The sequence below is a fragment of the Lysinibacillus sp. BNK-21 genome (assembly GCF_048684915.1).
Taxonomy (GTDB): domain Bacteria; phylum Bacillota; class Bacilli; order Bacillales_A; family Planococcaceae; genus Lysinibacillus; species Lysinibacillus capsici.
Window position 1 is genome coordinate 2,114,061 of sequence record NZ_JBLQTS010000001.1, and the last position, 16,759, is coordinate 2,130,819.

Sequence of the window (16,759 nt, forward strand, 5' to 3'; positions counted from 1 at the left end):
TTGATTGTAACTTTCTATTGAAGACTTCGGGCTCCTCGTATTTAAGCAGTTGGTAAAAATGTTGAAATTCTTGCTGATTATGAGGTGAAAGTTATCTTAGCGCGAAATGGTCATTTTATTGGGGTGTGTATTTCATCCGTAAGTTGCCGGAGATTCAAGAATTCTAGAATATTTTGTATCCTATGGTATAGCTTGCAAAATCTATTTTCATATAGTACAGTATGGTTAAAATTTAAATATGTGAATACGATGATGGGAAGTAGTAGCAATCACGTTTTTTTTAGAGAGTCAGCGGGTGGTGGAAGCTGATAAAAGCACTTGTGAATCCGTCCTGAAGTTGCGCAGTCGAAGTGAGTAAAGTAGGCTGTCGCCGGTTGAAATGCCGTTATGAGATAAGTGGATTAGGCGAATGTCTAATCAATTAGGGTGGCAACGCGGGTAGCTCTCGTCCCTTTCATGGGATGAGGGCTTTTTTGTGTTCATTTATAAAACATCTACTCCCATCATTATCAATCTACTGGAGGTATGAACTATGTTAGATATTAAACGAGTCCGCGACAATTTCGCGGAAATTAAAGAAATGTTGTTAACACGCAATGAAGATTTAGGAAATTTAGACGACTTTGATGGCTTAGACGCGAACCGTCGTGAGTTAATCGCTAAAACAGAGGAACTTAAAGCTGAACGTAATCAAGTATCTGAGCAAATTTCTGTGATGAAGCGTAACAAAGAAAAGGCAGATGCAGAAATTGCACGTATGCGTCAGGTAGGCGACGAAATTAAAGAGCTAGACATACAGTTAAATGATGTAGAAGATCGCTTCAAAGATATGTTGATGCGCTTACCAAATGTTCCGCACGAATCTGTGCCTGTAGGGACAACAGAAGATGACAATGTTGAAGTATTAAAATGGGGCGAAGTACCAACTTTTGATTTTGAAATCAAAGCACACTGGGACCTTGCTACAGATCTTCAAATTGTAGACTTTGAACGCGGCGCAAAAGTAACGGGTAGCCGATTCTTATTCTATCGTGGACTTGGCGCTCGCTTGGAACGTGCATTAATGAGCTTTATGTTGGATTTACATGTAGAAGAGCATGGTTATGAAGAAATGCTACCACCTGTCATTGTTAATCGTGATAGCTTGACGGGTACTGGAAATCTTCCTAAATTTGAAGAAGATTTATTTAAATTAGAGGAAACAGATTATTTCATGATTCCAACAGCAGAGGTCTCTGTAACAAACTTCTATCGTGATGAAATTTTACTGGCTGATGTTTTACCACAAGGCTTTGCTTCCTACAGTGCGTGCTTCTGTTCAGAGGCAGGCTCTGCGGGTCGTGATACACGTGGTTTAATCCGTCAGCATCAATTCAACAAAGTGGAATTAGTACGCTTTGTAAAACCAGAGGAATCTTATGAACAGCTAGAGTTGTTAACAGGTCATGCTGAAAAAGTACTGCAATTACTAGGCTTACCATATCGTAAACTAAAAATGTGTACTGCTGATTTAGGTTTTACTGCAGCGAAGAAATATGATTTAGAAGTTTGGATTCCTGCACAAAACATGTACCGTGAAATTTCTTCTTGCTCTAACTTTGAGGATTTCCAGGCACGACGAGCAAATATCCGCTTCCGTCGTGAGCCAAATGCAAAACCGGAATATGTGCATACATTAAACGGTTCTGGTCTTGCTATTGGACGTACAGTTGCTGCTATTTTAGAAAACTACCAACAAGCAGATGGAAGCGTATTAATTCCAGAAGTTCTAAGACCATACATGGGTGGTAAAGAAATAATTGCACTAAAATAAATAACAGATAAAAGCTATTTTAGATGTCCTTTAACAGTTAATTATATTGCTTTTTATCGAATTACAGATACTTTTAATAGTATTGGGTGGTGTAAACACCGTGGAATTGAAAAAAATGCTTTATTATTTCTTAAAGGAAATTTAACGAGACTAAAAAAGATGTTTCTATAATCAAGAATGGGGTGGGTGTATTAGAAAAAATTTAGAAATGACATTTTGCTGCTCTGTCGCATTTTCCACTATTCCGCAATCTGGCCCTTTTCTGAAAAAAAGAAAGCGTCTTTCTTCATGAAAAGGGCCCAATTATTGAAAAACATTTTTTAACGAAAGGCTCCAAAACGGCACTTGGGGACGTTCCACTACACTTGTTAGGTGTTTTTAATAAATCTAAAAGGCCTATACATAAAAATTCCTTTTTCTTTCCTTTTATCATGAGTTACATGAATAAAGGAAGTTCTATTTTGAAACGTAATCGCTCCAAATGTTCACTTAAAAACATGTTTTGCCACATGGAGAAATTCCTTAACTGCAGGAGAAGCATTTGCAATAGAATGACAGGCAAGTGCTACTTCACGGCTGTTTTCAATATTTAGTTTGCTGATTTTTATGTTTTGCTGTGTCTTTAAGTATAATTCTGGACCTATCGTAACGCCAAGTCCTTCCTGTACCATATTAGCGATGGTTGTACAGTCGTGTACTTCAAAAAGAATAGATGGTTTAATTTGCGCTTCTGCAAATAATTCCTCAACATGTGATTGGTACATCCCTGTTGGCATAATAAAGGATTCATCCATTAAATCATTCATTTCTACAATTTCTTTAGAGCGGAAATGATGAGCAGAGTGATAAGCGACTACCATCTTGTCTTTAATCAAAGGAACCAAATCGAAATTTGGGCTTGATTTTCCTTTTACTACAAATCCAATGTCAATAATGCCTGAACCCAACCATTCCGTAATTTCCTCATAGGTTCCTTCATAAAATTTAAATTCTATTTTAGGATGCTTTTTCCGGAATTTTGCAAGTAATTTAGGCAATAGGCAGGAAGAAGCACTTGCAAAAGTGCCGATACGAATAATACCTGTTTCCAAGCTTGTCATAAGTGCAATTTCTTGATTAATGACTTCCACTCTTTTCAATATTTCTCTGATATGCGGCAGAATTTTTTGTCCCATTTCTGTAAGTGTTATTCCTTTTTTTCGATCACGAATTAATAAAGAAACTCCCCATTCAGATTCTAAACTCGCAACTGCATGGCTCACGGCAGATTGAGTCATATTTAATGTTTCAGCAGTTTCTGTAAAGCTTCCTAGCTCGACTACTTTTGCAATGATTTCGTAGCGCACGATAGTCATGAGTAATTACTCATCTCCCTTATCAAAAACATCAATTTTACTTATGTTAACATGGAACTTAAAATAAAAACAGCAGTTCAAATATAAGGAGATGTACAAATTGAAAAATAATATAAATCAACTAATCATCATACTTTTAGCTTTAGGAGCTTTTGTAACAGGAACAGCAGAGTTTGTTGTTTCTGGAATTTTAGAACTGATTTCTTTTGAATTAAATGTTTCAATTTCAATAGCTGGCCAGTTGATTACGATTTATTCTTTATCTTATGCTATTGGAGCATTGGTATTGGTCATGCTAACGTCTAAATTTGACCGTAAAAAAGTGCTTTTAAGTGCCATCTCTATATTTATTCTAGGAAATCTAGTTGCATTTTTCAGTTATAATTTCGTCATTCTTATGTTATCCCGAGTCATTATGGCAATGAGTGGAGGGCTGTATATTGTTGTTGCCACCAATTATGCCGCTCAAATTGCAGTTCCAGAAAAAAGAGGTAGTGCAATGGCAACAGTCATTACAGGTTTCACTGTTTCATTAGTACTTGGAGTGCCTATTGGAACATTTTTAGCTGGACATTTTGATTGGCACTATATTTTCTTGATCATTGTGCTTGGTACAGTTTTTTTAATGATAGGTCTTTATAAATTATTACCAGCTATAAAAGGAAACCAACCGTTGCCATTTACACAACAGCTACAAATAATGAATGATAAACGAGTCCTAACTGGTTTAACGACAACGATTTTTTGGATTTTAGGTTATACGATGGTGTTTGCCTACATTGCTCCATTATTAAGTCATACTGCTGGTTTTTCTATAGAAATGACAAGTATCGCATTATTTGTTTTAGGCACATTTGCTTTTATTGGCTCACGCTTTGGAGGATATGCGGTAGATAGATGGGGACCTAATCGAACAATAACATTAAGTTTATGTGTTCATATCATCTCTTTATTTGTACTAGCATTTACACAGTATAGGGCAGTGGGTGTATTTGTCACACTAGCTTTTTGGGGAGTAGCAACTTGGACAACGACACCAGCAAAGCAGTTTTATCTGATTTCACTAAAACCACAATCCTCTGAAACAGTACTCAGTTTTAATACCGCCTTAATGAATGTGGGAATGATGCTAGGCTCTGCATTAGGAGGAATCATTATTCAATATACTAATATAGAAAATTTAAGCTGGATTGGTGGATTATTCGTAATACTAGCACTTATTTTTATCAGATGTTCTTTCTACCTAAATAAAAAAGTTATGAAGCACCATCGACTTTAATGAATTAAAAAGTAATTTCTAAACTCAACTGCCTTGATATTCAGGGAATATTAGGTATTGTTTATATTGAAGAAATAACTGATTTTACTAAGGAGACTATTTCAGTAATTGGAGATGAAGTTTTGTTAATGGTTTTTTCGATGTTTTTAAACACTTATAGTACTGAGACAATTAATAAGATTCAATCTAGTATAACTGAACATTCAACAGTTCAAGAAATACAAAAAAATTATCGTAAATCTAAATCAGATTATTTACCTTATGATTTAGGGATATTAGTAATGGAAGTTATATAAGATTTGGGAAAAGCCGACAATCTAGACTATTCAAGAAACAAAAATTTCTAAAAATACAATAGTTGAGGTAATAGAAAGAAAAAAATAATTGGGTAAGAGTGCAAATAGAAGAAAATAATAGCTGTTTAAATGGATGGATAGAGGAGTTAAAAATTAAAAATTGTTGATTGATATTAAAAATCTAAATAGAATACTTAAAAATCAGAACTGTCCTTTAAAGTTCCAAACTTTCTAAGGGCAGTTTCTTGTTTCAAAAGCTCTTTTTTAGAATTTAATCATTACTCATTTTTAATAAACAACAAAGCAGCAAGGAACGGTTTCTGTAACCTTATTCCCGCAAGTTTTTCCTCTTGTTCAGGAGCTTTTACTAGAAGATGAATTGCTTTACATTGAGAGAACGCTTGAAAAGCGCTTTGGTAGACCTCAAGTGAAAATAAAATATGCACAAATGACGAAAAGAATATGAAATTGAAGGGAATTTTAGAAACTGCATAAATTTTTATGCAGTTTTTTCTTTACTTTCAAATAATTATTTTGTAAGATAAAGCCAACTTCAAAAGTGGCCAGACCACTTTTGAATTCATTCAGTAAGAGACGCCATCATCTGAAGGTGGTGGATTTTGTTTCTTTTTAGTAGGTATCCAAACACCTACTGAATGAAGATGAAGCCTTTGGATGCATTGTTTATCTGCGCGAAAGGAAAGCGACAGCAATAATTATTCCATGGCGAATAGATTGACCGAGGAGTTGATCGTATGGATAAAAAAACCGAACAAAAGAAAGTGTTTTTAGATATCGTCCAACAATTACGACAACTTATTAAAATAGAAAAAATACAGGCTGGTGAAAAGTCACCTTCCGAAAGAGTCCTTTCAGAACGTCTAGGTGTCGGGCGATCCTCTGTGAGAGAGGCATTGCGAAGTTTAGAGTTATTAGGTCTTATTGAAACGAGACATGTGGAAGGACGTTTCGAGCTTCTACAAAAGCATCAGCTCGTAGAAATATTGTCGATGTTTATATTAGAAGATGAAAAATAAAAAAGGATGCGAATTAACGCGACAAATTCATGATAAGGAAGCCATTCGCGTTATAAGTTGTACAGAGACTCTGCGAACACTACCAGTGTGGGGCAGTTTTTTTGTAAAGCTAGAGATAGAAAGTACGATTTATTGTCGGGATGTTTAACGAGAAATAATCATCACGTCAGGAAATCGTCTTTCACTAAAAGTTTGGTTTCAGTTAGCAGTTTATGCCAGTGACCGTTTAAATCGAAACTCAACAGAAGAAGAAAAATTAATCATTCAAACTATGTTGAAATCGATACAGCTTGGCTATGAAAAAGAAGCATTAAAAGCTTACCAACAGTGGATGAATGCTGAACAAGGCATTTAGACAACAAAGGGGGAGTAAAACATGGTAGTACGTAGCTTATTTAGTAAAAAGAAAGAGGACAGACAGGAAATGGGATTTCCAGAAGGACTTATGACAAAATGTCCAGAATGCCGTCACATTCAGTTAACAAAGGAATTAGAAAAAAATCATAAAGTGTGTACAAAATGCGACCATCATTTCAAAATGACTGCACAGGAGCGCGTAGCATATCTCTTAGATGAAGGTTCATTTGTTTCAATGGATGATCATTTACAAACAAGTAATCCACTTAATTTCCCTGATTATGTAGAAAAAATTTCAGTGGCTAAACAACAAACGGAATTAAGCGAAGCTGTACTGACTGGGTTAGGTACTCTTGATGGAGAAGAAATTGTTGTAGCCATTATGGATTCTCATTTCCGTATGGGCTCAATGGGCTCCGTTGTAGGAGAAAAAATCACACGTGCCGTTGAAAAAGCTATTGAATTACGTTTACCGGTTATTATTTTTACTGCTAGTGGTGGAGCGCGCATGCAAGAAGGTATTCTATCATTAATGCAAATGGTAAAAACGAGTGTGGCATTAAAACGTCATAGTGAAGAAGGACTATTATTTATTTCGATCATGACGCATCCTACATACGGTGGCGTTTCAGCAAGCTTTGCCTCTGTTGGAGATATTAATATTGCAGAACCGCAAGCATTGATTGGCTTTGCTGGTCGCCGTGTAATCGAAGAAACATTAAGAGAAAAATTACCAAATGATTTCCAAAAGTCAGAGTTTTTACTAGCGCATGGTCAACTTGATGCAATTTTCCATCGGAAGGATTTACGAAACCAAGTAGCAATACTTGTAAAAATGCATACAAAAGGCGGTGTGCAACATGTCTAAAAATTTAGCTTTTGAAGAACCAGTCGTACAATTACGAGAAAAAATTGATGAATTAAAAACGATTGCTACAGAGGCAAATGTAGACATGACAGGCGAAATCGAAAAGCTTGAAACACGTCTAACACAGCTAGAACAATCTATTTATGTCAATATGAAGCCATGGGATCGTGTACAGGTTGCTAGACATCCAGAACGACCAACAACTTTACAATATATAGAAGCGATGTGTGAAAACTTTATTGAGTTACATGGAGATCGTACATTTGGTGATGATGCAGCTATTCTTGGAGGAATCGCTCTCTTTGAAGGACAGCCCGTAACCATTGTTGGACATCAACGCGGAAAATCAACTAAAGAAAATATTCGACGAAATTTTGGTATGCCACACCCTGAAGGATATCGTAAGGCATTACGCTTAATGAAGCAAGCTGAGAAATTTAAGCGCCCAATTATTTGTTTTATTGATACAAAAGGAGCCTATCCAGGTAAGGCAGCCGAGGAACGCGGCCAAAGTGAAGCCATTGCTAGAACCCTCTCTGAAATGGCGATTCTAACAGTACCAGTTATTAGTATTGTTATAGGGGAAGGCGGAAGTGGTGGTGCCATTGCATTAGGGGTAGCTAATCGCGTCTTTATGTTAGAGAACTCAACGTATTCGGTTATCTCGCCTGAAGGGGCTGCATCGATTTTATGGCGAGATGGTAGCCTAGGGAAGCAAGCTGCAGAAGCAATGCGGATAACAGCACCTGACTTAAAAGAGCTTGACGTTATTGATGGAATAATCCCTGAAATAACGGGTGGAGCACACCGCAATGTTGCGAAGCAAGCATCTTATATAAAAGAATGTATAAGCGTCACACTAAAAGCATTGAATTCTCTAAATGGCGAAAAATTAATTGAAGATCGCTATGAGAAATTCAGAAAGATTGGACAATATACAGAAGTTTAAATTCATTTTTAGGTTATTGGATATGTGAATTTGTTCGTAAAGAGATAAAAAACGTTTCCTAAATAAATTAATATCCTAATGATGGAAGAAAAAAGAGTTGTAGTTGGTAAAAAAGATTGAGCATTTATAATAAAGCTCGATTATTTATAATATAGTTTGATAAAAATAACTTCGTATTTAAATAAAACCCACGCATTTTGATCAAACTTTTTTCAAAATGCGTGGGTTTTTTCTATTATAAAATCAACGATTGCAACAAACTTTTAATTAAACTTTACTCCAAACCAACACTTTTGTGTCTTATTAATTTGCTTTAAGTGACTATTTACACAGAGTAATTTAAACTTTATGAGTTTTCATCTGTCCATAAAAATAAAATGTCTAAAATTTCTTGTCCAAAGAATCAAAAAATCATCGTGCAAAGAAGGTAGGTTTGTGGCAGTGTAAAAGTTCTTGTCCATATACAAGTACAAGGTAGTTGATGAATCAAGGCCCTCCTCCACGCAAAATAATTTTAGTTTACATAATATAAATTATAGGAAGTTACGTTTCAATGAAAAGTATACTAATAATAGTGAGACAAAATGGATTTAAAATGTAAAACTAAAGCCACCATCATTTCAACTGCTCTTTTATTCCAAGATAGTCATTGAAGATGGCAAATAATAAAGAATCCAGCTCTCTTGGTGCAACATTAATTCACCTAGCAAATTAACAGTCAATTGGTCTTCTATTATTGCATCTGTATGAACCAATTCTTTTATCGTAATCCTCATTCCATTGAACCATTGAATAACTTGCTCCGTCCGTTTTTGACCTGCATTTCCAAGGGTATTCGCGGCGAAAGTTTGCGCTCTCGCATTCAACTTCTAAATGACTTTCTCATCTTGGGGTTGTTTATCCTTTGCATTTCCTTCCAAGCTTGATCTCATGAGGACCATTCCTTGATACTAACAGTTGTCATAACATTCAACTCCTATTTTTATTTTTTGTTTTAATTGCTTGTACGCGGTTCATCCAATTGCTCAGAATCTCTGAATCGCAGACTTATAAATACTAAGACCAATGCAATGACCGTTAGGAAAACTCCCAGCAATCGGAATCCTGTCAAGTTGAACGCACCTCCCATAATGATACCTGTCAACAGTGAAGATAAAATTGTTCCCAAGTATCTCGATGTATTAAATAGACCAGATGCTACACCAGCAATTTCTTTTGGAGAGCTTTTAAACAAAGCTGCCTGCATACTAACAGCGTTTAGCCCGTTGCTAAAACCGAATGCGGCTAACGCCAGGCACACACTGATGACTGGTGAACTTTGCGTCCATGTCACAATCCACACTGCCCCCACTACCATCAGTAATGAGGATACAATCAATGCAGGTCTTGGTCCCGATTTACCGACCCATTTCCCTGCTATTGGCGAAGCTACAATCGAGCTCAAGCCCAAGGTTAACATAAGAATTCCTGTATGAAATCCACTGACATGACGCACCATTTGCAGGTATGATGGAATCCCAAAAAAGAGTGAATAATAAAGTAAGTTAACTAGCAAGTATTGTATATTGACCCAAGTCATCCCTTGATATTTGGCGAAGGTGCGTAAAGGAATAAATGGCGACATTGTTTTTAGCTCATGTTGTACGAATATTCCCAACGCAACGAGCCCGATTAGCACAACAACGACATTCCACATAGAGAAATGCCCAGATGATTTCGCTGACAGCAAGCCAACTAGAAGTGCAATCAGACCCACCGTAAAGAGCAGAATTCCTGGCACATCAATCACACCCAGTAATTTTTGAAACGACATGTCACGTGAAACCATTGCTGCCGATCCATCATTAGGAATCATTTTCCAAGCTAATATAAAGCTCGCCGCAACAAACGGGATATTGACGATGAAGATCGCTGGCCAGTCCCACCATTGAATAAGTACTCCTCCAGCAAAAGGTCCTATAGCTGCCGCACCGGATAGGAAAATCGATAAACCTGCTAAAGCATCTGCTTGCTTTTCTGTAATATGAATGCGTACGATAGCTGTTCCAACTGCAATCAGCATACTAGTTCCGATTGATTGTACAATTCTGGACACTATAAGCCATCCGAAATTTGGAGAAAATGGAGCCAGAATAGAAGAAACTAAGGATACAACAAGACCAGCCAGAAATATCTTTCTCCGACCGAATAAATCACTAGCCTTCCCCATTACAGGTTGGGCGATAGCACTAGCGATATAAAATGAAAACACAATCCAGGAAACAGCAGTAAAATCAATGCTATACACATGTTGCAACCTAGCAATAGCAACAGAAATCATTGATGAATTTAAAGGGTTTAATAATATTCCTAGTCCAACGGATATCATTAACCACCTGCTACGAGAATTCATATTTTACCCCCCTTTATTTGTTACATTGATATCTTACTTGAAATTTTACATTCGTTCCAACGCATTTAAAGTTATGATATCATTGACCAAAAGGAATGATTGGAGAGAAAAAGAAATGGAACTTCTTCAACTACAATATTTTCTAGAGGTAGCTCGATTAGAGCATGTAACCGAAGCTGCCCGAAGTCTCCACGTTACGCAATCGTCGCTAAGCAAAACGATTCAGCGTCTGGAAGAAGATTTAGGGGTACCTTTATTTGATCGCACAGGCAGGAAACTGCGATTAAATGAATTTGGCAACAAATTCATTCGTCGCGCGGAAAGGGCTTTGTTTGAGTTGGAACAGGGGAAGCAGGAGATTAGCGATTTGTCCAGAGCAGAATCTGGTACACTTAAGCTTGCGGTAACCACAGCAAGCACTTTACCCCAGATTATGCGAGAGTTTCGTAAAAAACGTCCTAATATCCAATTTCATGTGCAAATGCTGACCACACTGGAAATGGTCACGCTTTTACATCGAGGCGAAGTCGATTTTTGCTTGTCGTCCTCTCCTTTTCAGGGGCAAGACATCGAATGTCAAGTTGTCTTTGTTGATCCCATTCTTGTTGCAGTTCCTAATGGGCATCGGCTGGCAGACCGAAGTAGCGTATGTTTAACAGAACTTAAGGATGAAAGCTTTGTAGGTGTGAAAAGAGGATACGGCACTCGTGATTTAGTAGACGCTGTATGCAAATCGGCTGGAATTGACCTTAAATATGTGTATGAGGGCGATGAACCTACACGTTTGATCACTCTTGTAGAAGCTGAAATTGGACTTGCCTTCATACCAAGCACAGCAAAAATATCATGGGAAAAGATTAAATATTTGCAAGTTGAGGATCATGAACTTGTACGTGATATCGCTTTATTATGGCATAAAAGTCGATACATGACGCAAGCTTCATTGGAATTCCGCAAGGTAGTTCTAGACTATTTTGAGGCAATATCAAACCAGTCCAATTAATCTTATTGCATGACTCGTACCGATTCGATGAGGTTAAGGAACAACCTACTATTAAATTGAGTATTATAACTTCTAACGAATAACGTACATAGTATATTTATTAGTTAGAAGTTATGCCCTGAAGTTACTCTACAATCTGGCCCAATTGTTGAATGAAAGTTTAATATATGTTAAAAAACTTAATACATTGGTGCCTAAGATAGTATTACTTTAAAAAATAGTTTCCCCATTTCATATAATAAAAAAGTTGTTTTCAGCTGCCATATCCAATAAGAGGACAAATGAACATAGGCGATTATTTACGAATGCTCATTGAAAAAGATATTAATCCTCAATCACCTCGATATCTATTAAATCGTTTTATAAAAATGCAATTAGATCTTGAATTATCTTCAAATAATTCTTTTAATGTCTCTGTTGGAATATGAATAATTTCGTAGTCCCTTTCGTCTTCCCCATACTCTAAAAAAGAATTTTCTTTAAATAAAACAATATACTGCATCAAGTTTCCTTTTATTAAATTCGTTCTTCTTGATTCCTTAATTCTGAAGAATAATACTAAATAACCAGTCGTCAAATAAATTTCGACAACTGGTTAGGTATATACTTTTTCAGCTGTAATATATCAGTAATTTTCACTGCTACCTGTAGAAAGGATACTAAATAGTAGTTTTACCGAAGCAAGATCTCAGCTTCTTTTGCAAATGCATTACTGTTTTTTATGACCAAATTAGCCGTTTCACTCGGATGGCTAAGAGGAAAATGATGACCATATGGAACAAAATCAACCTTACCCAGATGTGAAGGAGCAGAATAGCCTCTGTCAGAATCCCCCCAAATAATGTGAAGATTATACGTTGTTACTTCATTGAAATCACCTTGAACGTTTTTCGTTAGTAAACTGTTAAGCTGAACCGTAGTATTTAAAATTCTAGGAGAAGTAAAACTTTTACTTAGTTTTTCAATATAATGTTCAGGGATGCTCTCTGTACTTTCAAATAAACCATTACTTAATAAATATCGCTCTATCAAATTAGTAGTTGCCAATTTCAATGTCCATTTGTTCATAAATTGAGGAACATTTATCGATTTAGCATTTTTTTTAGTAATAGGTGGCTGAAGTAAAGTAATTGTATACTTCTTATCTATGTACTTTTGTACTAATGCTTCCAAAAGAATATACGCACCAAATGAATGGCCAATTAGATGGGCGCCGTTAGTAGCTTTCTCCAATAACTTTTTTACTACATTCAAATAGATATTTAAAAGATTTTTCTCGCGTTTAAAAGGAGAACGTCCCAAACCTGGAAGATCCAAGATCCATACAGGTTGACCCGTTTTTTCATGAAGCTCATGCGCTAAAGGAAATAAATCCTCCCCATCACTCAATAAACCATGTAATAAAATAAACGGTTTTCCCTCTCCGTGTAATTGGTAAAGGGTATTGTTATCGCATAATGTTCGCTCAAATAAATGATGATGCTCCCCATTTTGATACATCAATCGATAATCCAGATCAGCTACTACGGCAGGGAAAAAGTTCATGACACTCATCTTCTTAAACCAATCTCCCCCCCTCATGGTTTTCACCGAACCATTTGAAAATGTTCGTTTTGTGATAAAATTCAGTCCATCAGAAGGAATGTTTGTTATTTTACTTACTCCACTTTTCATTATTGTTTTCATAAGCGGCATTGGAACAGAGATTTTTGGTGCCCTCATATTCATACTTTCCGACATAACACTTAATAATTCAGCAATGTTCGGATCGTTCTCTTTGTCATCAACAAGTGTATATGTTTGAATAGCCGGCTGCTCCAATTTGAAAACCTGCACAATAAACTTCGCAAACTCATCGTTTGAAATCAGTGGCAACCTATATCCCTTACCTCCCGGAATCACTGGCATGAGCCCTCTTCGCATACTTGTCACAAGCAAACCTAATCCTGCTATCTGCTCTGTACTCCCTGTTTTACTACTACCAACCACAGTTGGCGGATTAATGACAGACAGCGGATAACCTACTGCTGATGCCTGTTGACGGATATAAAGATCAGCTAAAAATTTTGTTTTCTCATATGGATTTTTTATTTTTAAAAATTTGTTTCCTTCTTTAAATACATCTATCGTAACCTTGCTATTATTATCATCAAAGGGACTCATGTAACCTACAACATGAATAAATTGCTGCAAGCCCTTCAAGTGATGAATACTTTTAGCGAATTCACTAATATGTTTGGCGCCATTCAAAAATACAGAAGTTGCCTCTTTGTTTGTCGCTTGAATATCCATGGAGCCTCCTGCGTGAATAATCACATCCGTTTTCAATACCAACTCCTTATCTTCAGCACTTAGACCTAAGTCTATTTTCGTTAAATCACCTTCAATAAAGTGCATATTTTCCTCTTTTAAGATGCCTCTTTCCTGAAAAATGTGTGTTGCTTTACTTTTCGACCTCACTAAAAGAAGAATGTTCACATCCTCTTTGGCTAATTCCTTCACTAATTGCTTTCCAATAAAACCTGTTCCACCCGTTAAAAATACTGTTCTCATAAAAATCCTCCTAGTAGTACCGAGCAGTACTAATTTGATGTAAAAAAAATGCTTCTTTTACCGAAGCAAGTTAAACAAATGATCTGCTGTTTTCATGATTACAGTTGCATCCTCCAGTGTTTCTGAAATAAATAGCGCTCCTTCAAGATTTGTAATAAAAAGAGATGCAACCTCGTCAATATTTATTGTCTTTCTAAATTCACCATTCTCTACCCCTTGTTTAAGGAACAGAGAAACTTTCGTTTGTAAGCCTTTAAAAAAAAGACCTATTTTTTCTTTTACTTTTGTGGCATTTGTAGGACTTTGAATATAAAGCGTAATAAATGGACAGCTCCCCTTATATTCTCTCGTCTGAACTCCTTGTGATATTTGCTTTAAAAATAATTTGATACGATCTTCAACTAATAATTGGTTTTGAGATAGTAAGTCATCTATTGCAGATTGATACATTTCAATCCAATAATCAACGACCCCTTCCAACAATTCTTCCTTATTAGAGAAGTGATAATACACATTAGACTTTGAAACTTTGCTTACACGAACTAATTCATCCATGCTTGTATAAGCAAACCCTTTTTCTAAAAATAATGTTGCAGCTACTTCAATTACACGTTTTTGATTCATTAATTTTACCTTTGTCATAATTAGTACTATACAGTACTACAATGGGTGTTGCAAGTATTTTTGTTAGTTTAAAAAAATTTTGATTAAAAATGCGAAACTTTAATTGATTTTAAAAATGTCATTTTGAACAAAGTTGAACGGATCCTCAAAACTGTTTTGGATGGCTTGTAATGTTATTTTGTAGTCAATAAAGTAGATGCTTTTATGCTCATTAAGGATGATTGACAAAATTGATTCATTAATATCCTTTATTCAATATAAAAACTCCATTTTGATTGATGATGATCAAAATGGAGTGTATTTACCATAATTTTTTATTATCCCTAGCTGTTATTCAAACAATGGTATTATATGCTTTCTAATCAATTCAACACGATCCTTGGCACGTGGCATAAAGCGCGAAGCAATCGAAATGACCATCTTCTTTTGAGGATTTATGAATATTACATTTCCACCATCCCCCAAAGCTGCATAGCAATCATCAAGTATCCACCACAAATAACCATAGGTCAGCTTTCCTGATCGACTTTGTACTTTAGTGCTGTCCTCTATCCATTGAGAAGAAAGAATTTGGCGACCGTTCCATACACCCCCATTTAAATAGAGCTGACCTATTTTGGCCATATCTCGGGTTGTTAACGTAAGTCCCCAACCAGCGGTATTTACTTCCTTAGGATCTACTATCCAGCCAGTGACATATTTATCCTTCAGAAAAGCGAAATAGTCTTCTTTATTTTGTATAGTTGTATTTGTGGGAGCTTTGATTGAAAGAGGTTTAAACAAGTTTTCTGTAGCGAAATCAAGAACAGATTGACCAGTGGCAGTTGTAAGAACACCTGATAAAATATGTGTGCCAACGGTAGAATAGTTAAACACCCCAATACTACCTTTGCCTCCTAGCAAATCCAATGCAGCTTTTACCCAGTCATCACTTGAATATACTTTCGTATAAGGCTCTGACTTGTATTTATAGGGTGCAGTCATTGACAACAAATTTGCTATGGTGATGTTTTGAATGGTTTTTTCGCCACGTTTCACTGTATAATCTGGAAAAAAATCTAACACATGCTGTTCTATATTTTTCATATATCCTTTATCAATTGCCATTCCAATAAGAATGGAGATGATACTTTTAGTGACAGATGCTATATGCAAAGCATCATCTTGGGTGTACTCATCAAAATATTTTTCGTAAATTAAATAATTATCTTTTCTAATAGCGATGCCTGCTATATTGGAATACTCTTTTTCTATTAAATCTTCAAAGTTATTCATCATTCTGATTGTTAGGGTTTGACACATTGACGTCAGCTATATCAATCCCCATCCTTTCGCTAAAATGAATCATCAATATTGATGTAATAAAGAATAATTTATTATAAAAAATTATTCAATTCTTTTCTTTTTTCCAGCTAGTGTGATAACAAAAAAACGTTAATCCTTGTTCGATTAACGTTACGGTTTCTTTTTATCTATCTTCATTTTCATAATATGCTTCATTCGCATGTTTCTGATCTGTACCTTTAAGGTATGCTAGGATCATTTTAGGACGTTTAAGTAAAACCCAGTCTCCATGCTTATCAAATTTTCTGCTTGAAGTGATCATTCCATTTTGAATTGTTCCGTATTTTTTTTCGTTCTTTTTTCCCCAATCTTTTAATCGTTTAGCAAAATCGGCATCTTCTGCCATGAGCATATTTTCATTAAATCCATTAATTGCTTGAAAATCTTTTTTGTAGCACCAAAAGATACCTACAGAAATTGCACCATATTTTAAAAATAGTGGTCCGATTAACAACAAAGCTGAAAAAAAAATTCCTAAGGACATTCTTTCAAACTTTCCTGTAACGCCCCCGCCAATGTACTTACCTGTGATTAAGTTCTCCACTGCCTTCGATAACACATGTTCGTTCATCTGTGTATCGGCATCAATTGTGACGATGATTTCCCCTCTTGCTATATCAACGCCAGCGTTCCTAATCTTCGAAAGGTTCTTATCGCTATTTTTTAGTAGGATACAATTATACGATTTTGCAATTTCCTCTGTTCTATCTGTACAGCGATTTAAAACAACAATAATCTCTACTTGATTTTCAAAGGATTTGGAAGCCTTTAAAATAGATTCTAAGCACTTTCCAATGTATTTTTCTTCATTATGGGCTGGTATGACTATTGAAATTTTTATATCCTCTTTCTTTTGCACTTCTAAAGAGTTCTCCATGTCGTACATACA

General features: G+C 35.9%; 11 protein-coding genes, 1 pseudogene and 1 other annotated feature. Of the genes and pseudogenes, 6 read left to right on the forward strand and 6 right to left on the reverse strand.

Annotated elements, in window-relative coordinates:
- Positions 1-240 precede the first annotated feature (240 nt).
- Positions 241-456, forward strand: a binding site (T-box leader).
- Positions 457-532: 76 nt separating this feature from the next.
- Complete coding sequence (serS, locus tag ACMGGO_RS10785; RefSeq protein ID WP_420281890.1) at positions 533-1,813, forward strand: serine--tRNA ligase; 1,281 nt, start codon at positions 533-535, stop codon at positions 1,811-1,813.
- Positions 1,814-2,298: 485 nt separating this feature from the next.
- Here serS and ACMGGO_RS10790 read toward each other — a convergent pair whose 3' ends face one another.
- Positions 2,299-3,168 (reverse strand): LysR family transcriptional regulator, encoded by an 870-nt coding sequence (locus ACMGGO_RS10790; protein ID WP_054550181.1) that lies wholly within the window; start codon positions 3,166-3,168, stop codon positions 2,299-2,301.
- A 91-nt stretch (positions 3,169-3,259) separates the two neighbouring features.
- Here ACMGGO_RS10790 and ACMGGO_RS10795 point away from each other — a divergent pair, with 91 nt between their 5' ends.
- The 4 genes and pseudogenes from ACMGGO_RS10795 to ACMGGO_RS10810 all read left to right on the forward strand — a co-directional run bounded on the left by ACMGGO_RS10795 (position 3,260) and on the right by ACMGGO_RS10810 (position 7,954).
- On the forward strand, positions 3,260-4,447 hold the full coding sequence (locus ACMGGO_RS10795; RefSeq protein WP_420281891.1) for an MFS transporter: 1,188 nt from the start codon (positions 3,260-3,262) through the stop codon (positions 4,445-4,447).
- A gap of 1,051 nt (positions 4,448-5,498) precedes the next feature.
- Positions 5,499-6,135 (forward strand): annotated as a pseudogene (locus ACMGGO_RS10800) (FadR/GntR family transcriptional regulator).
- A gap of 21 nt (positions 6,136-6,156) precedes the next feature.
- Positions 6,157-7,005: an acetyl-CoA carboxylase, carboxyltransferase subunit beta gene (gene accD, locus ACMGGO_RS10805; RefSeq protein WP_420281892.1), complete on the forward strand. Its 849-nt coding sequence runs from the start codon at positions 6,157-6,159 to the stop codon at positions 7,003-7,005.
- Positions 6,998-7,954 (forward strand): acetyl-CoA carboxylase carboxyltransferase subunit alpha, encoded by a 957-nt coding sequence (locus tag ACMGGO_RS10810; protein ID WP_420281893.1) that lies wholly within the window; start codon positions 6,998-7,000, stop codon positions 7,952-7,954. The genes accD and ACMGGO_RS10810 overlap by 8 nt, the downstream gene beginning before the upstream one ends.
- A gap of 994 nt (positions 7,955-8,948) precedes the next feature.
- Here ACMGGO_RS10810 and ACMGGO_RS10815 read toward each other — a convergent pair.
- The gene (locus ACMGGO_RS10815; protein ID WP_420281894.1) at positions 8,949-10,346 is read right to left on the reverse strand and encodes an MFS transporter; all 1,398 of its coding nucleotides are present in this window, start codon (positions 10,344-10,346) and stop codon (positions 8,949-8,951) included.
- A gap of 115 nt (positions 10,347-10,461) precedes the next feature.
- Here ACMGGO_RS10815 and ACMGGO_RS10820 point away from each other — a divergent pair, with 115 nt between their 5' ends.
- Positions 10,462-11,349, forward strand: coding sequence for a LysR family transcriptional regulator (locus ACMGGO_RS10820; RefSeq protein ID WP_048392734.1), 888 nt, complete (start codon positions 10,462-10,464; stop codon positions 11,347-11,349).
- 672 nt (positions 11,350-12,021) lie between these two features.
- Here the strand turns inward: ACMGGO_RS10820 and ACMGGO_RS10825 are convergent.
- The 4 genes from ACMGGO_RS10825 to ACMGGO_RS10840 form a co-directional block, all read right to left on the reverse strand.
- Positions 12,022-13,902 carry an alpha/beta fold hydrolase gene (locus ACMGGO_RS10825; RefSeq protein ID WP_420281895.1) on the reverse strand — a complete coding sequence of 627 codons (1,881 nt, stop codon included), beginning with the start codon at positions 13,900-13,902 and terminating at the stop codon, positions 12,022-12,024.
- A gap of 57 nt (positions 13,903-13,959) precedes the next feature.
- Positions 13,960-14,526, reverse strand: a complete 567-nt coding sequence (locus ACMGGO_RS10830; protein WP_048392738.1) for a TetR/AcrR family transcriptional regulator — start codon at positions 14,524-14,526, stop codon at positions 13,960-13,962.
- 330 nt (positions 14,527-14,856) lie between these two features.
- Entirely contained in the window at positions 14,857-15,801 is a 945-nt protein-coding gene (locus ACMGGO_RS10835) for a serine hydrolase domain-containing protein (protein WP_279495073.1), read from the reverse strand.
- A 193-nt stretch (positions 15,802-15,994) separates the two neighbouring features.
- On the reverse strand, positions 15,995-16,756 hold the full coding sequence (locus ACMGGO_RS10840) for a glycosyltransferase (RefSeq protein WP_131520203.1): 762 nt from the start codon (positions 16,754-16,756) through the stop codon (positions 15,995-15,997).
- Positions 16,757-16,759: the final 3 nt, after the last annotated feature.